This is a genomic window from Pseudomonas sp. GD04019 (genome assembly GCF_029837695.1).
Classification (GTDB): Bacteria; Pseudomonadota; Gammaproteobacteria; order Pseudomonadales; family Pseudomonadaceae; genus Aquipseudomonas.
This window is the reverse complement of the sequence record NZ_JAOEEA010000014.1, coordinates 98,502-121,415: the sequence shown is the minus strand read 5'-3', so window position 1 is coordinate 121,415 and position 22,914 is coordinate 98,502. Positions and strand designations below refer to the sequence as shown.

Sequence of the window (22,914 nt, the reverse complement as noted above, 5' to 3'; positions counted from 1 at the left end):
CAGTGCCGCGTTCTCTGAAAAAAGGTCCTTTTATCGATCTTCACCTACTGAAGAAGATCGAAGTGGCGGTGGAAAAGAATGATCGCAAGCCGGTTAAAACCTGGTCGCGTCGCTCCATCATTCTGCCGCAAATGGTCGGTCTGACCATTGCTGTGCATAACGGTCGTCAACATGTCCCGGTCCTCGTGAACGAAGACATGGTCGGCCACAAACTCGGCGAGTTCGCTGGTACCCGCACTTATCGTGGGCACGCTGCGGACAAGAAAGCCAAGCGTTAAGGGGTAAGGAACGATGGAAGTAGCCGCTAAGCTGTCGGGCGCTCGCATCTCCGCCCAGAAAGCCCGCTTGGTCGCCGACCAGATCCGCGGGAAGAAGGTGGGCGAAGCGCTCAACCTGCTGGCTTTCAGCTCGAAGAAAGCCGCCGAGATCATCAAGAAAGTGCTGGAGTCGGCCGTAGCCAACGCCGAGCACAACGAAGGCGCAGACGTTGACGACCTGAAGGTCAGCACCGTTTTCGTCAACGAGGGGCGTTCGCTGAAGCGCATCATGCCGCGTGCCAAAGGCCGTGCTGATCGCATCGTCAAGCGGTCTTGCCATATCACTGTCAAGGTTGCGGACAAGTAACGGAGTCGATCAGATGGGTCAGAAAGTACATCCCGTTGGCATCCGCCTGGGAATCGTCAAGGAGCACACCTCCGTCTGGTACGCAGACAAGCGTCAATACGCTGATTATCTGTTTGCCGACCTGAAGGTGCGTGAGTACCTCCAAGACAAACTAAAAAGCGCGTCCGTAAGCCGTATCGACATCGCTCGTCCGGCTCAAACCGCACGCATCACCATCCACACCGCTCGTCCCGGCATCGTGATCGGCAAGAAAGGTGAAGATGTTGAGAAGCTGCGTCAGGACCTGACCAAGCAAATGGGTGTGCCTGTGCACATCAACATCGAAGAGATCCGCAAGCCGGAGCTCGACGGTATGCTGGTTGCTCAGAGCGTTGCTCAGCAGCTGGAGCGCCGCGTTATGTTCCGTCGCGCCATGAAGCGCGCCGTACAGAACGCCATGCGTATTGGTGCCAAGGGCATCAAGATCCAGGTAAGTGGTCGTCTCGGCGGCGCGGAAATCGCCCGTACCGAGTGGTATCGCGAAGGTCGTGTGCCTCTGCACACCCTGCGTGCCGATATCGATTATGCCACCTACGAAGCGCACACCACCTACGGTGTGATCGGTGTGAAGGTTTGGATCTTCAAAGGTGAGGTCATCGGTGGCCGCCAAGAAGAGCTGAAGCCTGTCGCCCCGGCGCCTCGTAAGAAAGCTGCTAAGTAAGGAGTACGCAACATGTTGCAACCCAAGCGTACAAAATTCCGCAAGCAGATGACCGGCCACAACCGTGGTCTGGCCCATCGCGGTAGCAAGGTCAGCTTCGGCGAATTCGCCCTGAAAGCTGTTTCCCGTGGTCGCCTGACTGCTCGTCAGATCGAATCGGCCCGTCGTGCTCTGACTCGTCACGTTAAGCGTGGCGGTAAGATCTGGATCCGTGTGTTCCCGGACAAGCCAGTTACCAAAAAGCCCCTCGAAGTTCGTATGGGTAAAGGTAAGGGCGGCGTCGAGTACTGGGTAGCCCAGATCCAGCCGGGCAAGGTGCTGTACGAGATTGAAGGTGTTCCAGAAGAGCTGGCGCGTGAGGCATTCGCCCTGGCTGCTGCAAAGCTGCCGCTCGCCACCTCCTTTGTTAAGCGGACGGTGATGTGATGAAAGCGAATGAACTTCGTGAAAAATCGGTTCAGCAGCTGAACGAGCAACTGCTCGGTCTGCTGCGCGACCAGTTCAATCTGCGTATGCAGAAGGCAACTGGTCAGTTGGGGCAGTCTCACCTGCTCTCGCAAGTGAAGCGCGACATCGCTCGCGTGAAGACTGTGCTCAACCAGCAGGCAGGTAAGTAATCATGGCTGAAGCTGAGAAAACCGTCCGCACGCTGACTGGCCGCGTCGTCAGCGACAAAATGGACAAGACCATCACCGTTCTGATCGAGCGTCGCGTTAAGCACCCGATCTACGGTAAGTACGTTAAGCGTTCGACCAAGCTGCACGCTCACGACGAAACCAACCAGTGCAAGATCGGCGACAAGGTCTCCATCCGCGAGACCCGTCCGCTGGCCAAGACCAAGTGCTGGGCCCTGGTGGAAGTCCTCGAACGTGCCGTGGAAGTCTAAGGACTAAGGGTCGGAGAAAGATATGATTCAGACTCAATCCATGCTCGACGTCGCTGACAACAGCGGTGCTCGTCGCGTTATGTGCATCAAGGTCCTTGGTGGTTCGCACCGCCGTTACGCCGGCATCGGCGACATCATCAAGGTCACCGTGAAGGAAGCGATTCCGCGCGGCAAGGTGAAGAAAGGCCAGGTAATGACCGCTGTTGTGGTCCGTACCCGTCACGGCGTACGCCGTGCCGATGGCTCGATCATCCGCTTCGACGGCAACGCTGCTGTTCTGCTGAACAACAAGCAAGAGCCGATCGGCACCCGTATCTTCGGGCCGGTGACTCGTGAACTGCGTTCCGAGAAGTTCATGAAGATCGTCTCGCTCGCCCCCGAAGTGCTGTAAGGAGAAGCCGTCATGCAAAAGATTCGTCGTGACGACGAGATCATCGTCATCGCCGGCAAAGACAAGGGCAAGCGCGGCAAGGTGCTGAAAGTGCTGGCTGACGATCGTCTGATCGTCGGCGGCATCAACCTCGTCAAGCGTCATACCAAACCGAACCCGATGGCTGGTGTTCAGGGCGGTATCGTCGAGAAAGAGGCGCCCCTGCACGTTTCCAACGTCGCCATCTTCAACACTGAAACCAGCAAGGCTGACCGCGTTGGTTTCAAAGTCGAAGACGGTAAGAAAATTCGTGTCTTCAAGTCCACCCAAAAGCCGGTTGGCGCTTGAGAATCATAGGTAAAACACCATGGCACGACTGAAAGAGATTTACCGGAAGGAAATCGCGCCCAAGCTGAAGGAAGAACTGAAGCTGGCCAACGTGATGGAAGTTCCGCGCGTTACCAAAATCACCCTGAACATGGGTCTTGGCGAAGCGATCGGTGACAAGAAGATCATCGAAAACGCCGTTGCCGACCTGGAAAAGATCACCGGTCAAAAGCCCGTCGTGACCTTCGCCCGCAAGTCCATTGCTGGCTTCAAGGTTCGTGAAGGTTGGCCGATCGGTGTCAAGGTGACTCTGCGTCGCGATCGTATGTACGAATTCCTGGATCGCCTGCTCGCGATCTCCCTGCCGCGCGTGCGTGACTTCCGCGGCCTGAATGCCAAGTCCTTCGATGGTCGTGGCAACTACAGCATGGGCGTCAAAGAGCAGATCATCTTCCCGGAAATCGATTACGACAAGATCGATGCGCTGCGTGGTCTGGACATCACCCTGACCACTACTGCCCGTACGGACGATGAAGGCCGCGCTTTGCTGCGTGCTTTCAAGTTCCCGTTCCGCAACTGATTGGAGTTTGGATCATGGCCAAAATGAGCATGAAAAACCGTGAGCTGAAGCGTCAGCAAACGGTAGCCAAGTACGCCAAGAAGCGTGCCGAGCTGAAAGCTGTCATCGCCAACCCGAACTCCACTCCGGAGCAGCGTTGGGAAGCCCAGGTCGCCCTGCAAAAGCAACCGCGTGACGCCAGCGCCAGCCGCCTGCGTAACCGTTGCCGCATCACTGGCCGTCCGCACGGCGTGTATCGCAAGTTTGGCCTCGGCCGTAACAAGCTGCGCGAAGCTGCGATGCGCGGTGATGTACCGGGCCTGGTGAAAGCCAGCTGGTAACAAGAAGCGAAGCCGGCCTAGCGCCGGCTTTGTTTTATCGATCAAGCCCCTTTTGGGGCTTGATTCATTTTTGATCGATCTCTAGAATGTCCGGCTCTCCTGAGCCTGGCATTTGCCGAGCTCGTGGATGGTTCCAGCCGAAAGGCTGTTCTTTTTGTATCAGGAGCATCTAGCCCATGAGTATGCAGGACCCGTTAGCGGACATGCTAACTCGTATCCGTAATGCCCAGATGGCTGAAAAGTCGGTAGTAAGCATGCCGTCTTCCAAGCTGAAGGTGGCAGTAGCCAACGTTCTGAAGAATGAAGGTTACATCGCGGGATACCAGGTCAGCAGCGACGCCAAGCCGCAGCTGTCCATCGAGCTGAAGTACTTCGAAGGCCGTCCGGTCATCGAGGAAGTGAAACGTATCAGCCGTCCTGGCCTGCGCCAGTACAAGCCGGCTGATCAGCTGCCGAAAGTTCGCGGCGGTCTGGGCGTTTCCATCGTCTCCACCAACAAAGGTGTGATGACTGATCGCGCTGCACGCGCTGCCGGTGTCGGCGGTGAAGTGCTCTGCACCGTGTTCTAAGGGGGGGGATAAGCATGTCTCGCGTTGCTAAGAACCCCGTTAAGCTGCCGGCTGGTGTCGAGGTCAAACTCGCAGGCCAACAGCTTTCGATCAAGGGCGCCAAGGGCACCCTCGAACTGAACGTGCACTCGTCCGTGGAAGTCATCCAGGACTCCGGTGAGCTGCGTTTTGCCGCCCGCAATGGCGATCAGCAGAATCGCGCCATGGCCGGTACCACCCGTGCACTGGTCAACAACATGGTCATTGGCGTGAGCCAAGGCTTCGAGCGCAAGCTGCAGTTGGTCGGTGTGGGCTACAAGGCCCAAGCCAAGGGCCAGGTGCTGAACCTCGCGCTGGGCTTCTCCCATCCGATCGACTACGAACTGCCGCAGGGCGTTACTGCCGAAACCCCCAGCCAGACCGATATCCTGATCAAGGGCATCGACAAGCAGCTGGTTGGTCAGGTAGCTGCGGAGATCCGCGACTTCCGTCGTCCTGAGCCGTACAAAGGCAAAGGTGTGCGTTACTCCGACGAAGTCGTACGTCGCAAAGAAGCTAAGAAGAAGTAGGGCATAGCAAATGAGCGAAAAGAAAGAAACTCGTCTGCGTCGCGCTCGCAAGGCACGCCTGAAAATGCGCGAGCTGGAAACCGTACGCCTCAGCGTGTACCGCTCTTCCCAGCACATCTACGCCCAGGTCATTTCGGCCGACGGCGCCAAGGTTCTGGCCAGTGCCTCGACCCTGGACAAAGAACTGCGTGACGGCGCCACCGGCAACGTCGACGCGGCCAAGAAAGTCGGCCAGCTGGTTGCCGAGCGCGCGAAAGCCGCTGGCGTTACCCAGGTAGCGTTCGACCGTTCTGGCTTCAAGTACCACGGCCGCGTGAAAGCGCTGGCTGATGCTGCTCGTGAAGGCGGGCTGGAGTTCTAAGTTATGGCAAATAACGAGCAAAAGCGCGATCGCGGCAACCGTGACGAGGCCCAGAGCGACGGCTACACCGAGAAACTGGTCCAGGTTAACCGTGTTGCCAAGACCGTAAAGGGTGGCCGTATCTTCACCTTCACCGCGTTGACCGTGGTAGGTGATGGCAATGGTCGCGTCGGTTTCGGTCGCGGCAAGTCCCGCGAAGTGCCAGCCGCCATCCAGAAGGCGATGGAAGCTGCACGTCGCAACATGATTCAGGTCGACCTGAACGGCACCACTCTGCAATACCCGATGAAGTCCGTGCATGGCGCGTCCCACGTGTTCATGCAGCCGGCTTCCGAAGGTACCGGCATCATCGCCGGCGGCGCCATGCGTGCCGTGCTGGAAGTGGCAGGCGTGCAGAACGTCCTGGCCAAATGCTACGGCTCTACCAACCCGGTGAACGTGGTGTACGCCACCTTCAAGGGTCTGAAAGCCATGCAGTCCCCGGCTTCCGTGGCTGCTAAGCGTGGAAAGAGCGTCGAGGAGATTCTCTGATCATGGCTACCGTCAAAGTTACTCTGATCAAGAGCACCAACGGCCGTCTGGCCAACCACAAAGCTTGCGTCAAGGGCCTCGGCCTGCGTCGCATTGGTCACTCCGTGGAAGTTCAGGACACTCCTGAGAACCGCGGCATGATCAACAAGGCTTACTACCTGCTGAAGGTGGAGGGTTAATCATGCAACTGAACGATCTGCGTTCCGCGCCGGGTGCCCGCCGCGAGAAGCTTCGTGTAGGCCGTGGTATCGGTAGTGGTCTGGGTAAGACTGCTGGCCGTGGTCACAAAGGTCAGACCTCTCGTACCGGCGGCACCATTGCTCCGGGCTTCGAGGGTGGTCAGCAGCCGCTGCACCGTCGTCTGCCGAAGTTCGGCTTCGTTTCCCTGAAGGCCATGGATCGCGCTGAAGTGCGCACTTCCGAGCTGGCCAAAGTGGAAGGCGATGTCGTCTCCCTGCAGTCGCTGAAGGATGCCAACCTGATTAACCAGCACGTACAGCGCGTGAAAGTCATGCTGTCCGGCGAGGTTACTCGTGCGGTTACCCTGAAAGGTATCGCCGTCACCAAAGGTGCGCGTGCGGCTATCGAAGCAGCTGGCGGCAAGTTCGAGGACTAAATGGCTAAGCAAGGTGCTCTCTCCGCGCTCAGCAATGGCGGGTTGTCCGAGCTGTGGGCTCGGCTGCGTTTTCTGTTCCTGGCGATCATCGTCTATCGGATCGGTGCGCACATTCCGGTTCCCGGAATAAACCCTGACCGGCTGGCCGACCTGTTCCGACAGAACGAGGGGACCATTCTTAGCCTGTTCAACATGTTTTCCGGCGGCGCGCTGGAGCGGATGAGCATCTTTGCACTGGGGATCATGCCGTACATTTCGGCCTCGATCATCATGCAGCTGATGACCGCCGTCAGCCCGCAGCTGGAGCAGTTGAAGAAGGAAGGGGAAGCTGGCCGTCGCAAGATCAGCCAGTACACCCGCTACGGCACTCTCGTCCTGGCGATCGTTCAGGCTATCGGCATGTCCGTTGGTCTGGCCAGTCAGGGCGTAGCCTTCTCGGCAGATTTCGGCTTCCACTTCGTGGCGGTGACGACCTTCGTGGCCGGCGCCATGTTCATGATGTGGCTGGGCGAGCAAATCACCGAGCGGGGTGTCGGCAACGGTATTTCGATGCTGATCTTTGCGGGCATCGTGGCCGGTCTGCCGTCGGCAATCGGGCAGTCTTTCGAGTCTGCTCGCCAGGGTGATATCAACATCTTCGCCCTGATTGCCATCGGCCTGCTGGCGGTAGCGATCATCGGTTTCGTGGTGTTCATCGAGCGTGGCCAGCGTCGCATTGCGGTGCACTACGCCAAGCGTCAGCAGGGCCGCAAGGTCTTCGCTGCGCAGACCAGCCACCTGCCGCTGAAGGTGAACATGGCCGGCGTCATTCCGGCTATTTTCGCCAGCAGCATCCTGCTGTTCCCGGCCTCGCTGGGCACCTGGTTCGGTCAGTCTTCTGGCATGAGCTGGCTGCAGGATCTGTCTCAGGCAATCGCTCCCGGTCAGCCGTTGAACATTCTGCTGTTTAGTGCAGGGATCATCTTCTTCTGCTTCTTCTATACGGCGCTGATGTTCAACCCGAAAGACGTAGCGGAAAACCTGAAGAAGTCCGGTGCCTTTATTCCGGGCATCCGTCCGGGCGAGCAGTCCGCGCGCTATATCGATGGCGTGTTGACCCGCTTGACCATGTTCGGTGCTCTGTACATGACGGCCGTATGTCTGCTCCCGCAGTTCCTGCAGGTGGCAGCCAACGTTCCGTTCTACCTTGGCGGGACCTCGTTGCTGATCGTGGTCGTGGTTGTGATGGATTTTATGTCCCAAGTACAATCGCACCTCGTTTCGCACCAGTACGAATCCCTGATGAAGAAAGCCAACCTGAAGGGCTATGGCGGCGGCATGCTCCGCTGACATGGTTTCCGTAAGGTTCTAGGAGTTACTGATGAAAGTTCGTGCATCGGTCAAGAAGCTGTGCCGCAACTGCAAGATCATCCGCCGCGACGGTGTCGTGCGCGTGATCTGCAGCGCGGAGCCGCGTCACAAACAGCGCCAAGGCTGAGTGTGATTCACGCGTAATGAGCCCGGCAGCTAGTGCGCTGCCGGGTTGATTCTTTGTTATTACAGCGCTAATATCGCGCGCCCTATTTCTTGGCTTCCAGGGCGTGGGTAGCTGTCAATTGGAGTTCCACTGAATGGCCCGTATTGCAGGCGTCAACATTCCGGATAACAAGCACACTGTTATCTCGCTGACCTACATCTACGGTGTTGGTCGCACCACTGCGCAGAAAATCTGTGCAACCACCGGTGTCAATCCGGCGGCAAAGATCAAAGATCTCTCTGACGAGCAGATCGAGCAGCTGCGTGGCGAAGTTGCCAAGCTCACTACTGAAGGTGACCTGCGCCGCGAAATCAACATGAAGATCAAGCGTCTGATGGACCTGGGCTGCTACCGCGGTCTGCGTCACCGCCGTGGCCTGCCGGTCCGCGGTCAGCGCACCAAGACCAACGCGCGCACCCGTAAGGGCCCGCGTAAGCCGATCCGCAAGTAATTGCGCCCGCGAATCGACAGGATATAAGTCATGGCTAAGCCAGCTGCTCGTACTCGTAAGAAAGTCAAAAAGACAGTGGTTGATGGGATCGCCCATATCCACGCGTCTTTCAACAACACCATCGTGACCATCACCGACCGTCAAGGTAACGCTCTGTCCTGGGCTACCTCTGGTGGTTCCGGTTTCCGCGGCTCCCGTAAGTCCACCCCGTTCGCTGCCCAGGTGGCTGCCGAGCGTGCTGGTCAGGCAGCTCTGGAATACGGCCTGAAAAACCTCGACGTGAACGTCAAGGGCCCGGGTCCTGGTCGCGAATCCGCTGTGCGTGCTCTGAACGCCTGCGGCTACAAAATCGCCAGCATCACCGACGTGACGCCAATCCCGCACAACGGGTGCCGTCCGCCGAAGAAGCGTCGCGTGTAATAGGAGACAGTGAAGAATGGCTCGTTACATTGGTCCCAAGTGCAAACTGTCTCGCCGTGAAGGCACCGATCTCTTCCTGAAGAGTGGTGCGCGCGCGCTCGAATCCAAGTGCAACATCGAAGCGGCTCCTGGCCAGCACGGCGCTCGCCGTGGTCGTCAGTCCGACTACGGTACCCAGCTGCGTGAGAAGCAGAAAGTCCGTCGTATCTACGGCGTGCTGGAGCGTCAGTTCAGCAGTTACTACAAGGAAGCTGCCCGTCGCAAGGGCGCTACCGGCGAGAACCTGCTGCAGCTGCTGGAATGCCGTCTGGACAACGTGGTTTACCGCATGGGCTTTGGTGCTACCCGCGCCGAATCTCGTCAGCTGGTATCGCACAAAGCCATCACCGTGAACGGTTCGACCGTGAACGTCCCGTCCTACCAGATCAAAGCTGGTGACGTCGTGGCCGTTCGCGAAAAGGCCAAGAACCAGCTGCGCGTTGCCCAGGCTCTTGACCTGTGCGCCCAGCGTGGTCGCGTTGAGTGGGTCGAAGTAGATGCTGAGAAGAAGTCCGGCGTGTTCAAAAGCGTTCCGGTTCGCGGCGATCTGTCCTCCGACATCAACGAAAGCCTGATTGTCGAGCTCTACTCCAAGTAAGGGCTAGAAAATAGGTGCATCCATGCAGATTTCGGTAAATGAGTTCCTGACCCCCCGTCATATCGACGTTCAGGCGGTCAGTTCGACCCGCGCCAAGATCACCCTCGAGCCCCTCGAGCGTGGTTTTGGCCATACCCTGGGCAACGCGCTGCGTCGCATCCTGTTGTCCTCCATGCCTGGCTGTGCAGTGGTCGAGGCCGAGATTGACGGCGTACTCCACGAGTACTCCGCCATCGAAGGTGTGCAGGAAGATGTAATTGAGATCCTGCTCAACCTGAAAGGCCTGGCCATCAAGCTGCACGGCCGTGACGAAGTCACCCTGACTCTGGCCAAAAAAGGCTCGGGTGTGGTCACTGCTGCCGATATCCAGCTGGATCACGACGTCGAGATCGTCAACGGCGATCACGTAATCGCCAACCTGGCGGACAACGGCGCTCTGAACATGAAACTCACCGTGCGTCGTGGCCGTGGCTACGAGCCGGCTGATGCCCGTCAGAGCGATGAAGACGAAAGCCGTAGCATCGGCCGTCTGCAACTGGACTCCTCGTTCAGCCCGGTCCGTCGTGTTGCCTACGTGGTGGAAAACGCCCGCGTCGAGCAGCGTACCAACCTGGACAAGCTGGTCATTGACCTGGAAACCAACGGCACCCTGGATCCTGAAGAGGCCATCCGCCGTGCCGCGACCATCCTCCAGCACCAACTGGCGGCCTTCGTTGATCTGAAGGGCGACAGTGAGCCGGTAGTGGTCGAGCAGGAAGACGAGATCGATCCGATCCTCCTGCGTCCAGTCGACGACCTCGAGCTGACCGTACGTTCGGCCAACTGCCTGAAGGCGGAGAACATCTACTACATCGGTGACCTGATCCAGCGCACCGAAGTAGAGCTGCTCAAGACTCCGAACCTGGGCAAGAAGTCCCTGACCGAGATCAAGGACGTTCTGGCCTCGCGCGGTCTGTCCCTCGGTATGCGCCTCGACAACTGGCCGCCGGCAAGTCTGAAGAAGGACGATAAGGCTACTGCCTGATCGTCCGTAATCACCGAACCGAAAGTTTGGTAAGGAATTAATCATGCGTCATCGTAAAAGTGGCCGTCACCTGAGCCGCACCAGCGCACACCGCAAGGCTATGTTCCAGAACATGGCGGTGTCGCTGTTCGAACACGAACTGATCAAAACCACCCTGCCGAAAGCCAAGGAACTGCGCCGCGTTGCCGAGCCGCTGATCACCCTGGCCAAGGTAGACAGCGTTGCCAACCGTCGTCTGGCCTTCGACCGTACCCGTTCGAAAGCCATCGTCGGCAAGCTGTTCAACGACCTGGGCAAGCGCTACGCCACCCGTCAGGGCGGCTACCTGCGCATCCTGAAGTGCGGCTTCCGTGCTGGCGACAACGCTCCTATGGCGTACGTCGAGCTGGTTGACCGTCAGGTCGCTGGCGAAGCCGTAGAAGCTGCCGAATAAGCTGCTTCTGCTGCACAAGGAACCGGGCTTAGGCCCGGTTTTTTGCTTTCTGGAGCGTGGCTTTTACGCGCGTTCTTCGACTCGATGATTTGGCGATCAGGCATCTGGCTGTAAGAGATAAAAGCTATCGACTTGTTGTTTTTCATAAATTGGTCCTTCAGGCGAAGCGGGTCTAGTCTCTCTCCATCGTCGGCCGCAGTCGCAGGTACCGACCTGATGAGGAGAGGAGAGAACAATGTCTGATCAAGGTAAATGCCCGTTTCATCATGCTGCTGGCGGGACTACCAACAAGGATTGGTGGCCGAACCAGCTACGCGTCGATCTGCTCAACCAGCACTCAGAAAAGTCCAACCCGCTCGGCGAGAAGTTCAACTACGCCGAAGAATTCAAGAAGCTCGACTACAAGGCCCTTAAAGCCGATCTGGTCAAGCTCATGACCGATAGCCAGGATTGGTGGCCGGCGGACTTCGGTCATTACGGCCCGCAGATGATCCGCATGGCCTGGCACTCCGCCGGTACCTATCGCACCACCGACGGCCGCGGCGGCGGCGGGCGCGGCCAGCAGCGCTTCGCGCCGCTCAACTCCTGGCCGGACAACGTCAACATCGACAAGTCACGCCGTCTGCTGTGGCCGATCAAGCAGAAGTATGGCCAGCAGATCTCCTGGGCCGACCTGATGATCCTGGCCGGCAACGTGGCGCTGGAGTCCATGGGCTTCCGCACCTTCGGCTTCGCCGGTGGGCGCGAGGATGTCTGGGAACCGGACATGGACGTGGCTTGGGGCGCCGAGACCAAATGGCTGGGGGACGACCAGCGCTTCGAGGGCGACCGTGTATTGATCAACAGCCTGGGCGCCACCCACATGGGGCTGATCTACGTGAACCCGGAAGGCCCGAATGCCAGCGGCGACTACATGGCCGCGGCCAAGGACATCCGCGCCACCTTCAGCCGCATGGCCATGGATGACGAGGAAACCGTCGCCCTGATCGCCGGCGGCCATACCTTCGGCAAGGCCCACGGCGCTGCCCCCGAGTCGCACAAGGGGCCGGAGCCTGAGGGCGGTACCATCGAGGACCAGGGGCTCGGATGGACCAGCAGCTTCGGCGGCGGGCATGGCAAGGACACCGTCTCCAGTGGCCTGGAGGTGACCTGGACCAAGACTCCGACACTGTGGAGCAACAACTTCTTCGAGAACCTGTTCAAGTACGAGTGGGTGCTGACCAAGTCGCCTGCCGGCGCCAAGCAGTGGGAGGCCAAGGACGCGCCGGAGATCATTCCGGACGCCCATGTGCCGGGCAAGTTCAACAAGCCGACCATGCTGACCACCGACCTGACCCTGCGCTTCGATCCGGAGTTCGGCAAGATCTCCAAGCGCTTCCTCGAAGATCCGCAGGCCTTCGCCGAGGCCTTCGCCCGCGCCTGGTTCAAGCTGACCCATCGCGACATGGGGCCGAAGGCTCGCTACCTTGGCCCGGAAGTACCGAAAGAAGACCTGATCTGGCAGGACCCTCTGCCGGCGGCCGTGCACAATCCCTCGGCAGCGGATATTGCCGATCTCAAGGCGCAGATCGCGGCGTCGGGTTTGCCGGTTGGCGACCTGGTCTCGGTGGCTTGGGCTTCGGCTTCGACCTTCCGTGGCGGCGACAAGCGCGGTGGTGCCAATGGCGCGCGTCTAGCCCTGGCTCCGCAGAAAGATTGGGAGGTCAACCAGCGCGCCGTCAAGGCGCTGCCCAAGCTGGTCGAGATCCAGAAGACTTCCGGCAAGGCATCGCTGGCCGACGTGATAGTGCTGGCCGGCAATGTCGGCATCGAACTGGCTGCCAAGGCCGCTGGCGTCAGCGTCGACGTGCCGTTTACCCCGGGGCGCGTCGATGCCGCGCAGGACCAGACCGATGTCGACTCCTTCGCCGTGCTCGAGCCTACGGCCGATGGCTTCCGCAACTATCGCAAGGGCAAGGTTGGCGCCACCACCGAGGCCTTGCTGGTCGATCGGGCGCAGCTGCTCACCCTCACCGCACCGGAGCTGACCGCCCTGGTCGGCGGCCTGCGTGTGCTCGGCGCCAACCACGATGGCAGCCAGCAAGGCGTGCTCACCGACAAGGTCGGCGTGCTCAGCAATGACTTCTTCGTCAACCTGCTGGACATGAACACCGTGTGGAAGGCCGTGGATGCCGACGCCGAAGTGTTCGAGGCCAAGGACCGCAAGACCGGCGCCGTGAAGTACAGCGGCACCCGCAGCGACCTGATCTTCGGCTCCAACTCGATCCTGCGAGCTTATGCCGAGGTCTATGCCAGCGCCGACGGCAAGGCGAAGTTCATCCAGGACTTCGTCGCCGCCTGGACCAAGGTGATGAACCTGGATCGCTTCGATCTGGCAGCCTGAGTCGTCCGCAACAAGAGAAAGCCCCGCAGTAGCGGGGCTTTTTCATTGTTGCAGCATGCTAGGCGCGGTCCCGTTCCAGCAATGGCTTAAGGAAGTGCCCGGTATGCGACGCCTTGTTCGCCGCCACGTCCTCCGGGGTGCCGGTGGCGATGATCATGCCGCCCTTGGAGCCGCCCTCGGGGCCGAGGTCGACCAGCCAGTCGGCGGTCTTGATCACGTCCAGGTTGTGCTCAATGACGACGACTGTATTGCCGTGGTCGCGCAGGCGGTGCAGCACGTCGAGCAGTTGCTGGATATCGGCGAAGTGCAGGCCGGTGGTCGGCTCGTCGAGGATGTACAGGGTCTTGCCGGTGTCGCGCTTGCTCAGCTCGCGGCTCAGCTTGACCCGTTGCGCCTCGCCACCGGACAGGGTCGTCGCGCTCTGCCCCAGCTTGATGTAGGACAGGCCTACGTCGACCAGGGTCTGCAGCTTGCGCGCCAGGGCCGGCACGGCATCGAAGAACTCGCGGGCTTCCTCGATGGTCATGTCGAGCACCTCGGTGATGCTCTTGCCCTTGTACTTCACCTCCAGGGTCTCGCGGTTGTAGCGCTTGCCCTTACACACGTCGCACGGCACGTAGATGTCCGGCAGGAAGTGCATCTCCACCTTGATCACGCCGTCGCCCTGGCAGGCTTCGCAGCGACCACCCTTGACGTTGAAGCTGAAACGGCCCGGGCCGTAGCCGCGCGAGCGCGACTCCGGCACGCCGGCGAACAGCTCGCGGATCGGGGTGAACAGGCCGGTGTAGGTCGCCGGATTGGAGCGCGGGGTGCGGCCGATCGGGCTCTGGTCGATGTCGACCACCTTGTCCAGGTGCTGCAGGCCGTCGAACGAATCGTGTGCTGCCGTCTCCAGGGTGGTGGCACCGTTCAGAGCGGTAGCGGTGATCGGGAACAGGGTGTTGTTGATCAGCGTCGACTTGCCCGAGCCGGACACGCCGGTGACGCAGGTGAGCAGGCCGACCGGAATCTCCAGGTCGACGTTGCGCAGGTTGTTGCCGCGCGCGCCCTTGAGCTTGAGCAGCTTCTTCTTGTCGCGCGGGGTGCGCGTGGCCGGGTAGCGGATCTTCTCGCGGCCGGAGAGGTACTTGCCCGTCAGCGAGTCGGGGTGGTTCATCACCTCGTCCGGGGTGCCCTCGGCGACCACGCGGCCACCGTGCACGCCGGCGCCGGGGCCGATGTCGACCACGTAGTCGGCCAGGCGGATGGCGTCCTCGTCATGCTCGACCACGATCACCGTGTTGCCCAGGTTGCGCAGGTGGGTGAGGGTGCCCAGCAGGCGCTCGTTGTCGCGCTGGTGCAGGCCGATGGAGGGCTCGTCGAGGATGTACATCACGCCGACCAGGCCGGCGCCGATCTGGCTGGCCAGGCGGATGCGCTGGGCCTCACCACCGGACAAGGTATCGGCGCTGCGGTCCAGGGTCAGGTAGTCGAGGCCGACGTTGACCAGGAACTGCAGGCGCTCGCGGATCTCCTTGAGGATCTTCTCGGCGATCTCGCCACGGCGCCCGGTGAGGTGCATGCCGCCGAAGTAGTCGCAGGCATCACCGACCGGCAAGCCGGTGACGGCCGGCAGGGTGCGGTCGCCGACCCAGACGTGGCGCGCCTCGCGGCGCAGGCGGGTGCCGCGGCAATCCGGGCAGGGCTGGGTGCTGAGGAACTTGGCCAGTTCCTCGCGCACGGTGGCCGACTCGGTCTCGCGGTAGCGCCGCTCGAGGTTGGGGATGATGCCCTCGAACGGGTGCGAGCGTTTGACGATGTCGCCGCGGTCGTTGAGGTACTTGAAGTCGACGTTCTGCGTGCCGCTGCCGAACAGGATGAACTTCTGGTGTTCGGAGGCCAGGTCGTCGAACGGCTCTTCCAGGCTGAAGCCGTAGTGCGCGGCCAGCGAGCCGAGCATCTGGAAGTAGTAGACGTTGCGTCGGTCCCAGCCGCGGATCGCGCCCTCGGCCAGGGTCAGCTCGCCGTTGACCAGACGCTTGCCGTCGAAGAACTGCTTCACGCCCAGGCCGTCGCAGGTCGGGCAGGCGCCGGCCGGGTTGTTGAAGGAGAACAGCTTGGGTTCCAGCTCGCTGATCGAGTGGCCGCAGTGCGGGCAGGCGAAGCGTGCGGAGAAGATGATCTCGTCGCCGACTTCGTCGTCCATGGGCGCGATCAGGGCGATGCCGTCGGCCAGGTTGATGGCGGTCTCGAATGATTCGGCCAGGCGCTGCTGCAGGTCCTCGCGCACCTTGAAGCGGTCCACCACCACGTCGATGGAGTGCTTCTTCTGCTTGTCCAGCTTGGGCAGCTCGTCCAGTTCGTAGAGCTTGCCGTTGACTCGGGCGCGGACGAAGCCCTGGGCGCGCAGTTCGTCGAACACCGCCAGGTGCTCGCCCTTGCGCTCGCGGATCACCGGGGCCAGCAGCATCAGCTTGCGGCCCTCGGGCAGGGCCAGCACCTGGTCGACCATCTGGCTGACGGTCTGCGCCTCCAGCGGTACGTCGTGGTCCGGGCAGCGCGGAATGCCGACACGGGCGTAGAGCAGGCGCAGGTAGTCGTAGATCTCTGTGATGGTGCCGACGGTCGAACGCGGGTTGTGCGAAGTCGACTTCTGCTCGATGGAGATGGCCGGGGAGAGGCCCTCGATGGTGTCGACGTCGGGCTTCTCCATCATCGACAGGAACTGCCGGGCGTAGGCCGACAGGGACTCGACGTAGCGGCGCTGACCCTCGGCGTAGAGGGTGTCGAAGGCCAGCGACGACTTGCCGGAACCGGACAGGCCGGTGATCACGATCAGCTTGTCGCGTGGCAGGGTCAGGTCGACGTTTTTCAGGTTATGGGTGCGGGCGCCACGAATCAGAATCTTGTCCACTTAGGGAACCTCTAAAAGCTACCTGCGTTGCCATCGCTGCGTTAAAGCAGGCTCAGAATGCTCATTTACTACTCGTAAACCCGAATGCGGGCCCAGTGCATTCCTCGCGTGCTTTTGCCTTGCGCTGACTGCCTCGCCAACGCTTTTAGAGGCTCCCGACTGCAGCCTCGCAGGTGGCGGGCGGAAACGGCAAAGTATACGGCCGCTGGCTGGCACGCGGCAAAGCACAGCGATGGTGAAATGGCAGGACCCGCTGCGACGTTTTGCGCCTGCACGGTGCGCCGACAAAACGTCTACAGGCCCTGTCATGACTGATAGAATCGCCGGCCTCTTTGTTCAGGGTTTTTCCATGCACGATCCGCACAGCGAACGCATGAGCGCCAGGGAAACGCGCGCCGCCGGTGGCCTGGCGCTGGTGTTCGCCTTCCGCATGCTGGGCATGTTCATGGTCCTGCCGGTGCTCGCCACCTACGGCACCGACCTGGCCGGCGCCACCCCGGCGCTGATCGGCCTGGCCATCGGTGCCTACGGCCTGACCCAGGCGGTGCTGCAGATTCCCTTCGGTATCATCTCCGACCGCATCGGCCGCCTGCCGGTGATCTACATCGGCCTGCTGATCTTCGCCGCCGGCGCCGCCCTGGCGGCCAATGCCGACTCCATCTGGGGCGTGATCGCCGGCCGCGTGCTGCAGGGCGCAGGGGCCATCTCGGCGGCGGTGATGGCGCTGCTCTCCGACCTGACCCGCGAGCAGCACCGCACCAAGGCCATGGCCATGATCGGCATGAGCATCGGCCTGTCGTTCGCCGTGGCCATGGTGGTCGGCCCGCTGCTGACCCGCGCTTTCGGCCTGTCCGGGTTGTTCTGGGCCACTGCCGGCATGGCGCTGGTCGGCATGCTGATCGTCGCCCTGTTCGTGCCGCGGGCCTCCAGTGCGCTGCAGCACCGCGAGTCCGGCGTGGCGCGCCAGGCGCTGCTGCCGACCCTGCGCAATGCCGAACTGCTGCGCCTCAACCTGGGCATCGGCGTGCTGCACGCGATCCTCATGGCCAGCTTCGTGGTGCTGCCGCTGGCGCTGGTCGACCAGGGAGGCCTGGCCAAGGAAGAGCACTGGTGGGTCTACCTCAGCGCACTGCTGATCGGCTTCTTCGGCATGGTGCCGTTCATCATCTATGGCGAGAAGAAGCGCCAGATGAAGCGCGTGCTGAGTGGTGCGGTGCTGGTGCTGGTGCTCTGCGAGCTGCACTTCTGGGCCTTCGGTCATGGGCTGAAAGCGTTGGTGTTCGGCTTCATCCTGTTCTTCACCGCCTTCAACCTGCTGGAGGCCTCGTTGCCCTCGCTGGTGAGCAAGGTGGCGCCGGCCGGCGGCAAGGGCACGGCCATGGGTGTGTACTCCACCAGCCAGTTCCTCGGTGCTGCCGTGGGCGGCATTCTCGGTGGCTGGCTGTACCAGCATGGCGGGCTCGGCCTGGTGTTCGTCGGCTGTGCGGCGCTGGGGGTTATTTGGCTGCTGGCAGCTGCTACTATGCGCGAGCCGCCTTATGTGACCAGCCTGCGCCGGCCGCTCACGGCCCATGCCGTGGCCGATAGCGCACTGGTGGGGCGACTCCTCGCGATACCCGGCGTCAGCGACGCCATCGTGGTGGCCGAGGAGGCCGCGTTGTACATCAAAGTGGACACCCAACAATTGGACCGCGTGTTGCTCGAGCGAGTGCTCGAAGAGGCCGCGGAGACGCATTCAGCTTAGGAGAACGAAATGGCCCGTGGGGTTAACAAAGTCATTCTGATCGGCAACGTCGGCGGCGACCCGGAAACTCGCTATCTGCCCAATGGCAACGCGGTGACCAACATCACCCTCGCCACTACCGACAGCTGGAAGGACAAGCAGACCGGCCAGCAGCAGGACCGTACCGAATGGCATCGCGTGGTGTTCTTCGGCAAGCTCGCCGAGATCGCTGGCGAATACCTGCGCAAGGGCAGCCAGTGCTACGTCGAAGGCCGCCTGCAGACCCGCGAGTGGGAGAAGGACGGCGTCAAGCGTTACACCACCGAGATCGTGGTCGACATGAACGGCACCCTGCAGCTGCTCGGCGGCCGTGGCGGCAACAACGAAGGCGGTGGCGAGTACGCCCCGCGTCAGCAGCAGTCGCGCCCGGCCCCGCAGCAGGCCGCGCCGCGCCCGGCGCCGCAACCGGCGGCCCAGCAGCCAGCCCCGGACTACGACAGCTTCGACGACGACATCCCGTTCTGAGGCTCGCCCTCGGCACAGGAAAAAGCCCGGCATTGCCGGGCTTTTGCATTTTCACGGGTGAAGAAATAGTCCGAACTGCCGTTGCGGCTGCCGGGTCGATAGTTGTGTAGGGCCGGGAATGGCCTGGCTAGATGGGCGTCGCCTGCTGGCGCGCGCATGTCCACGACTGTGAGGAACTCGTCATGACCTTGGGAACCATACTGCTGATCGTCCTGATCCTGCTGCTGATCGGTGCCATACCGGCTTGGCCGCATAGCCGCTCCTGGGGCTACGGCCCGTCCGGCGGCCTCGGCCTGGTGGTGGTGATCCTGCTGATATTGCTGTTGTTGGGATACGTCTAGCCCGCGATGAAACAGCCGCCCCTCGCGGGGCGGCGGACCTCTCAGTAGGTAAGGTCGAGCGTGGTGCCGATCACGCGCTCGCGGCCGACGGAGGCGAACTGGCTACCCGGCTCGTCGTAGCGATACAGGTAGTACTCCTCGTCGGTGACGTTGTTGGCCCACAGGGTCAGGCGCCATTGATCGCCGGCATAGCCGGTGCGCAGATTGAGCAGGGTATAGACCGGCAGACCGTCTTTCTCCGCGCCTTCCAACAACGAGCGTGAGGTGGTGCTGCCGGTGTACTTGAGGTCGCCGCCGACGAACCAGCCGCTGTGGTGCTGATAGTCTGCGCCCAGTGCAGCCGTCCACTCGGGTGCCTGCGGGAAGGCTTCGCCGGCCAGGTCCAGCGGTACGCCGTTCTGCACGAAATAGAACTCGTCGAATTCGGTCTTGGCCATGCCGAGCGAGGCGAACGTGTCCAGGCCTTCCAGCGGCTGGTAGCCCAGCTCAATCTCGAAGCCGTCGACATGCGACTTGCCGGCGTTGATCACCACGTCGCTGGTGAAGTCGCCGGGAATCTGCGGCACGTTGACCTGCTGATCGTCCCAGTCCAGGTGGAACAGATTGGCATTCAGGCGCAACTTGCCGTCTGCCCACAGCGAGCGGTAGGACAGCTCGTAGTTCCAGGCGTACTCGGCGTCGTAGTCGTAGATCTCGGAAGTCACGTAGTTGGTCGCGGTGCCGCCGCCGCGGTAGGCGCGTTGCACGACAAAACCAAGGTTCTGCTGCTTGTCGATCTGGTATTGCACGCCGACCTTGGGCAGCCAGGCGTCATAGTGGGTGTCGCCGTCGCTGTTGAGGCTGCTGACCGGGGCGCCGGTGGCGTTGTCAACGCGGCTGTTGGCGGCCTTGTAGTCCTGCTTCTCATAGTCGTAGCGCATGCCGCTGATCAGCGTCCACTGCTCGGTCAGGTGCCAGTTCATCTCGCCGAACAGGGCGTAGTTGTCCACCTCGTTCTTGCTGCGGTCGCGGCGCTGGTAGCTTTCCCAGGGACGTTGCTGATCGCGGCGCCCCTTCTCTTCGCCGGTGTTGAGATAAACGCCGGCCACGGCCGAATACTGGGTGTTATCCCAGTTCAGGCGCAGCTCCTGGGCGATCTCCTTCTCGTCGAATTCGCCGGTGGTGCCCAGGTCGACCGAGGGGCGGCTGGTCTCGGTCTTCACGTGGGTGGTCAGCGAGGTCAGGGTCAGGCCTTCGCTGAGCGGCTGGGCGATTTCCAGGCCGGTGTTGTAGTTGATGGTGCTGCGCGCCTCGGTGAACAGCGCCATGCTCTGGTTGCCCCACTCGCGATCGAAGTAGTCGACCCCGCCGCTGGGACCGTCGACATCGTTGTAGGCCGGCGAGTCGTAGCTCTTCGAGTGGCTCAGCAGCACGCGCACGCCATCTTCGCCGTGTGGCTGGAACAGCAGCTTGCCGCGCACTTGCCAGTAGTCGTCGTCCTGGCGCTCGTCGAGACGCGGCATGCCCTCGAAGTAGGGGTAGTCGATGCCGCCATCGGCGTGGCTGCGTTCGGCGGCCAGGCGGAAGGCCAGTTTGTCCTCCACCAGAGGACCGGAAACCATCGCCGCGTAGCCGTGGGTGTCGAGGCTGCCGGCGGTGCCGCGGGCGGCGCTTTCCCAGTGATAGGTCGGGTCCTTGGACTCGATGCGAATGGCGCCGGCCAGGGCATTACGCCCGCTGGTGGTGGACTGCGGGCCGCGCAGCACCTCGACCTGCTCCACGTCCCACATGCCCAGTGCGCCGCGGCGCGCGCCCTGCATGGTTTGCGCCACGCCATCGACATACACGGTGGCCAGAGGCCGCCCGGCCGGGCCGCCGACGCCTTCGGAGTTGATGCCGCGGATGATGTAGCCGGAGTCGGCCCAGTCGGCGTCACGCACGTTGGCCATCATGCGGAAGGCATCCGGCAGATTCTGGATGCGCGCCCGTTCGATCTGCTCGGCGCCGACCACGGCCACGCTGCTGGTGGTCTGCTGCAGGTCGCGCTCGATCTTCTCGCCGGTGATCAGGATGGGCGCGAACTCCAGCGCCTCCCCGGCCGAGGAGGATGCTGCTTCCAGGGTGACGGTGCGTGCGCCGGTGAAGCGGTAGCTCAGGCCGGTGCCGGCCAGCAGCTGCTGCAGGGCCTGCTGGCGATCCATCTGGCCGCTGACCGCTTGCGAACTCAGGCCCTGGGTCAGGCCGGCGTCGTACAGCACCTGGGCGCCGCTGGCGATGCCGTAGGCGCTGAGAGCGTCATCCAGGCTCTGCGCCGGGATGTCGAAGCTGAGCTGCTCGCTCTGCTCGGCGGTGGTCTCGGCGGCCCAGGCAGCGGGCGCGGCAGTCAGCAGGCTGGAGCAGGCGAGCAGGATGGAGCTCGCCAGGCGAGTCCTGAGCGGAAAAGGCGTTGGCATGTGTTTCCCCGGTTTAGTCGGCAAATAGGTGCAGATGAAAAGCGTTCCTATTCGATAGACGTTTACCGAAGACTAGACCCGCAATGCCGCGCGCAGATTTTTTTAGCGCAGCATCACCCAGTTGCCCGGTAGATGGGTCGCGCTCAGCCCCAGGCTGCTGCTGATGTGGGCCAGCGCTTCGTCGGTGCGCTGCAGGTGGAACACGCCACTGACCGGGCGCTGGGCGATCTGCTGGTTGGCCAGGACGATGCGCCCGCTGCGGTAGCGGTTCAGCTCCTCGACCAGTTCCGCCAGCGGGCGCTGCTTGAACACCAGCAGGTCCTGGCGCCAGGCCAGGGCCTCGGCGCTGTTGACCGGTGCCGGCGGGCTGCTGGCGCGGGTGTCGTAACGCAGTTGCTGGCCGGCCTCCAGGCGTAGTGGCGGCCGGTCCGCCGAGCGCACGGCGACCACGCCTTCGCTGCAGGTCACGCGCACGCCGTTGTCCTGGTGACGCACCTCGAACACCGTGCCCAGAGCCGTCACGCTGCCGTTGTCGGCCTCGACCACGAAGGGGCGGCCGGGGTCGTGCTGCACATGGAATACCGCGGCGCCGCCTTTGAGCACCAGGCGTCGGCGTTCGGCGCTGAAGTCCAGGTCCAGGCTGCTGCGCGCGTCCAGTTCGACCCGGCTGCCGTCCTCCAGCAGGATCTCGCGGCGCTCGCCGACGCCGGTGCTGGCGTCGGCCAGCCAGGCCTGGGCATCGATCTGCCCCGGCTGCAGCCAGGCGAAGCCGAGCAGCAGGGCGCAGGCCGCCAGACCACCGCCCAGCACACGCCGACGTGGCGCGCGGCGGGCCGCCACGGGCGGCAACCGGCCCAGCTCGCGCCACAGGCGCGCCGCCTCGTGGTAGGCCTGGGCATGGGCCGCGCTGCGGGCGCACCACTCGCGCAGGGCGCGGGCATCCTCGACCGTGGCCTGGCCGGAGGTAAGGCGCGCCACCCAGGCGTTGGCCTGCTGGGTCAGCTCGAATGCGGGGGAGGAGGTGTCTGTCATGGTGTCGGCATTGTATCTCGCGAGCGCGTGGCCTCGCTGTGCTGCTGCAGGCGCAGGGCGCAATGGTCGAGGGCGCGGCGCACTTCCAGCTCGACGGTGCGCAGGCTGACGCCAAAGCGCTGGGCCAACGCCTTGTGCGGCTGGCCTTCGAGGCGCGCGGCGAGGAACAGCTCGCGCCGCCGTGCCGGCAACTCTTCGAGTATCTCTGCCAGGCGCTGCAGCTGCTGCTGGTCGGAGATGGCCTGCTCGGCATTCGGCGCCTCGTCGGGCACCTCCAGCAGCAGTTCGATCTCCACCGGGTCGAGCAGGCGGCGGGCGTTGGCGCGGGCGTCGTCGATGGCCAGGTTGGCCGCCATGCGCCGCAGGTAGGCCAGCGGGTTGTCCACCGGCTCGCCGGACTGCAGGCGGTTGAGCTTGAACCAGGCGTCCTGCAGCAGATCCTCGGCGGTGGCCTGGCAACCGGTGCGCCCGGTGAGGAAGCGGGCCAGGTTGCGGCGCTCGGCGATGAAGCAGGCCAGGAGTGAGGGGTATTGCTGCGACATCGCCGGAAGAGGGTCCAGACCTGCAGGAAAGTCGCCGACAGCTTATCCATTCACGGAGGAGGACTCAATTGCCAGTCATTCTCGATTCGCATCGATTTGCTGCTGTCCTTCGCGTCGGATGATAGCCCGC

The 22,914-nt window shown here is 62.3% G+C and carries 31 protein-coding genes; 27 read left to right on the top strand and 4 right to left on the bottom strand.

Annotated elements, in window-relative coordinates; translation table 11 throughout:
- Positions 1 to 2 precede the first annotated feature (2 nt).
- From rpsS to katG, 24 genes are all read left to right on the top strand, one after another.
- Entirely contained in the window at positions 3 to 278 is a 276-nt protein-coding gene (gene rpsS, locus N7607_RS20315) for a 30S ribosomal protein S19 (protein ID WP_003448728.1), read from the top strand.
- A 13-nt stretch (positions 279 to 291) separates the two neighbouring features.
- Positions 292 to 624 (top strand): 50S ribosomal protein L22, encoded by a 333-nt coding sequence (gene rplV / locus N7607_RS20310; RefSeq protein WP_003210077.1) that lies wholly within the window; start codon positions 292 to 294, stop codon positions 622 to 624.
- Positions 625 to 637: 13 nt separating this feature from the next.
- Positions 638 to 1,324 (top strand): 30S ribosomal protein S3, encoded by a 687-nt coding sequence (gene rpsC / locus N7607_RS20305; protein ID WP_220811370.1) that lies wholly within the window; start codon positions 638 to 640, stop codon positions 1,322 to 1,324.
- Between the two features lie 12 nt (positions 1,325 to 1,336).
- Positions 1,337 to 1,750: a 50S ribosomal protein L16 gene (gene rplP, locus N7607_RS20300; RefSeq protein ID WP_043310310.1), complete on the top strand. Its 414-nt coding sequence runs from the start codon at positions 1,337 to 1,339 to the stop codon at positions 1,748 to 1,750.
- On the top strand, positions 1,750 to 1,941 hold the full coding sequence (rpmC, locus tag N7607_RS20295; protein WP_016490538.1) for a 50S ribosomal protein L29: 192 nt from the start codon (positions 1,750 to 1,752) through the stop codon (positions 1,939 to 1,941). Before rplP ends, rpmC begins: the two co-directional genes overlap by 1 nt.
- A gap of 2 nt (positions 1,942 to 1,943) precedes the next feature.
- On the top strand, positions 1,944 to 2,210 hold the full coding sequence (rpsQ, locus tag N7607_RS20290; protein ID WP_137975143.1) for a 30S ribosomal protein S17: 267 nt from the start codon (positions 1,944 to 1,946) through the stop codon (positions 2,208 to 2,210).
- A 22-nt stretch (positions 2,211 to 2,232) separates the two neighbouring features.
- Positions 2,233 to 2,601, top strand: a complete 369-nt coding sequence (gene rplN / locus N7607_RS20285; RefSeq protein WP_003243907.1) for a 50S ribosomal protein L14 — start codon at positions 2,233 to 2,235, stop codon at positions 2,599 to 2,601.
- Positions 2,602 to 2,613: 12 nt separating this feature from the next.
- Positions 2,614 to 2,928, top strand: coding sequence for a 50S ribosomal protein L24 (gene rplX / locus N7607_RS20280; protein ID WP_279867680.1), 315 nt, complete (start codon positions 2,614 to 2,616; stop codon positions 2,926 to 2,928).
- 19 nt (positions 2,929 to 2,947) lie between these two features.
- Positions 2,948 to 3,487, top strand: a complete 540-nt coding sequence (gene rplE / locus N7607_RS20275; protein ID WP_137975145.1) for a 50S ribosomal protein L5 — start codon at positions 2,948 to 2,950, stop codon at positions 3,485 to 3,487.
- A 14-nt stretch (positions 3,488 to 3,501) separates the two neighbouring features.
- A complete protein-coding gene (gene rpsN / locus N7607_RS20270; protein ID WP_160082924.1) occupies positions 3,502 to 3,807 on the top strand; it encodes a 30S ribosomal protein S14 in 306 nt (101 codons plus the stop codon).
- Between the two features lie 176 nt (positions 3,808 to 3,983).
- Positions 3,984 to 4,376 carry a 30S ribosomal protein S8 gene (rpsH, locus tag N7607_RS20265; protein ID WP_137975147.1) on the top strand — a complete coding sequence of 131 codons (393 nt, stop codon included), beginning with the start codon at positions 3,984 to 3,986 and terminating at the stop codon, positions 4,374 to 4,376.
- 14 nt (positions 4,377 to 4,390) lie between these two features.
- Positions 4,391 to 4,924, top strand: a complete 534-nt coding sequence (gene rplF / locus N7607_RS20260; RefSeq protein WP_279867684.1) for a 50S ribosomal protein L6 — start codon at positions 4,391 to 4,393, stop codon at positions 4,922 to 4,924.
- A gap of 10 nt (positions 4,925 to 4,934) precedes the next feature.
- Positions 4,935 to 5,285, top strand: a complete 351-nt coding sequence (gene rplR / locus N7607_RS20255; protein WP_021702696.1) for a 50S ribosomal protein L18 — start codon at positions 4,935 to 4,937, stop codon at positions 5,283 to 5,285.
- A gap of 3 nt (positions 5,286 to 5,288) precedes the next feature.
- A complete protein-coding gene (rpsE, locus tag N7607_RS20250; RefSeq protein WP_021702695.1) occupies positions 5,289 to 5,816 on the top strand; it encodes a 30S ribosomal protein S5 in 528 nt (175 codons plus the stop codon).
- Between the two features lie 2 nt (positions 5,817 to 5,818).
- Positions 5,819 to 5,995, top strand: coding sequence for a 50S ribosomal protein L30 (gene rpmD / locus N7607_RS20245; RefSeq protein ID WP_043310318.1), 177 nt, complete (start codon positions 5,819 to 5,821; stop codon positions 5,993 to 5,995).
- Positions 5,996 to 5,997: 2 nt separating this feature from the next.
- On the top strand, positions 5,998 to 6,432 hold the full coding sequence (gene rplO, locus N7607_RS20240; RefSeq protein ID WP_192400835.1) for a 50S ribosomal protein L15: 435 nt from the start codon (positions 5,998 to 6,000) through the stop codon (positions 6,430 to 6,432).
- Complete coding sequence (secY, locus tag N7607_RS20235) at positions 6,433 to 7,761, top strand: preprotein translocase subunit SecY (RefSeq protein ID WP_279867686.1); 1,329 nt, start codon at positions 6,433 to 6,435, stop codon at positions 7,759 to 7,761.
- A 31-nt stretch (positions 7,762 to 7,792) separates the two neighbouring features.
- On the top strand, positions 7,793 to 7,909 hold the full coding sequence (gene rpmJ / locus N7607_RS20230; protein ID WP_003281814.1) for a 50S ribosomal protein L36: 117 nt from the start codon (positions 7,793 to 7,795) through the stop codon (positions 7,907 to 7,909).
- 133 nt (positions 7,910 to 8,042) lie between these two features.
- On the top strand, positions 8,043 to 8,399 hold the full coding sequence (gene rpsM, locus N7607_RS20225) for a 30S ribosomal protein S13 (RefSeq protein WP_021702691.1): 357 nt from the start codon (positions 8,043 to 8,045) through the stop codon (positions 8,397 to 8,399).
- 30 nt (positions 8,400 to 8,429) lie between these two features.
- Positions 8,430 to 8,819: a 30S ribosomal protein S11 gene (gene rpsK, locus N7607_RS20220; protein WP_021702690.1), complete on the top strand. Its 390-nt coding sequence runs from the start codon at positions 8,430 to 8,432 to the stop codon at positions 8,817 to 8,819.
- 16 nt (positions 8,820 to 8,835) lie between these two features.
- Positions 8,836 to 9,456, top strand: a complete 621-nt coding sequence (rpsD, locus tag N7607_RS20215; RefSeq protein ID WP_137975152.1) for a 30S ribosomal protein S4 — start codon at positions 8,836 to 8,838, stop codon at positions 9,454 to 9,456.
- A 22-nt stretch (positions 9,457 to 9,478) separates the two neighbouring features.
- On the top strand, positions 9,479 to 10,480 hold the full coding sequence (gene rpoA, locus N7607_RS20210; RefSeq protein WP_043310325.1) for a DNA-directed RNA polymerase subunit alpha: 1,002 nt from the start codon (positions 9,479 to 9,481) through the stop codon (positions 10,478 to 10,480).
- Positions 10,481 to 10,523: 43 nt separating this feature from the next.
- The gene (rplQ, locus tag N7607_RS20205; RefSeq protein WP_021702687.1) at positions 10,524 to 10,913 is read left to right on the top strand and encodes a 50S ribosomal protein L17; all 390 of its coding nucleotides are present in this window, start codon (positions 10,524 to 10,526) and stop codon (positions 10,911 to 10,913) included.
- 235 nt (positions 10,914 to 11,148) lie between these two features.
- Positions 11,149 to 13,296 carry a catalase/peroxidase HPI gene (gene katG, locus N7607_RS20200; RefSeq protein ID WP_279867689.1) on the top strand — a complete coding sequence of 716 codons (2,148 nt, stop codon included), beginning with the start codon at positions 11,149 to 11,151 and terminating at the stop codon, positions 13,294 to 13,296.
- A 58-nt stretch (positions 13,297 to 13,354) separates the two neighbouring features.
- Here the strand turns inward: katG and uvrA are convergent, their stop codons facing one another.
- Positions 13,355 to 16,189, bottom strand: coding sequence for an excinuclease ABC subunit UvrA (uvrA, locus tag N7607_RS20195; protein ID WP_279867691.1), 2,835 nt, complete (start codon positions 16,187 to 16,189; stop codon positions 13,355 to 13,357).
- A gap of 349 nt (positions 16,190 to 16,538) precedes the next feature.
- Here uvrA and N7607_RS20190 point away from each other — a divergent pair, with 349 nt between their 5' ends.
- The 3 genes from N7607_RS20190 (at position 16,539) to N7607_RS20180 (ending at position 18,778) form a co-directional block, all read left to right on the top strand.
- The gene (locus tag N7607_RS20190; RefSeq protein WP_279867692.1) at positions 16,539 to 17,933 is read left to right on the top strand and encodes an MFS transporter; all 1,395 of its coding nucleotides are present in this window, start codon (positions 16,539 to 16,541) and stop codon (positions 17,931 to 17,933) included.
- 9 nt (positions 17,934 to 17,942) lie between these two features.
- Positions 17,943 to 18,437, top strand: a complete 495-nt coding sequence (locus tag N7607_RS20185; protein WP_279867695.1) for a single-stranded DNA-binding protein — start codon at positions 17,943 to 17,945, stop codon at positions 18,435 to 18,437.
- A gap of 182 nt (positions 18,438 to 18,619) precedes the next feature.
- The gene (locus tag N7607_RS20180; RefSeq protein ID WP_137975157.1) at positions 18,620 to 18,778 is read left to right on the top strand and encodes a DUF3309 family protein; all 159 of its coding nucleotides are present in this window, start codon (positions 18,620 to 18,622) and stop codon (positions 18,776 to 18,778) included.
- Positions 18,779 to 18,819: 41 nt separating this feature from the next.
- Here the strand turns inward: N7607_RS20180 and N7607_RS20175 are convergent, their stop codons facing one another.
- The 3 genes from N7607_RS20175 to N7607_RS20165 all read right to left on the bottom strand — a co-directional run bounded on the left by N7607_RS20175 (position 18,820) and on the right by N7607_RS20165 (position 22,784).
- On the bottom strand, positions 18,820 to 21,210 hold the full coding sequence (locus tag N7607_RS20175; RefSeq protein ID WP_279867698.1) for a TonB-dependent receptor: 2,391 nt from the start codon (positions 21,208 to 21,210) through the stop codon (positions 18,820 to 18,822).
- A 102-nt stretch (positions 21,211 to 21,312) separates the two neighbouring features.
- Positions 21,313 to 22,242: a FecR family protein gene (locus tag N7607_RS20170; protein WP_279867700.1), complete on the bottom strand. Its 930-nt coding sequence runs from the start codon at positions 22,240 to 22,242 to the stop codon at positions 21,313 to 21,315.
- A complete protein-coding gene (locus tag N7607_RS20165; RefSeq protein ID WP_279867701.1) occupies positions 22,239 to 22,784 on the bottom strand; it encodes a sigma-70 family RNA polymerase sigma factor in 546 nt (181 codons plus the stop codon). The genes N7607_RS20170 and N7607_RS20165 overlap by 4 nt, the downstream gene beginning before the upstream one ends.
- Between the last annotated feature and the right edge of the window lie 130 nt (positions 22,785 to 22,914).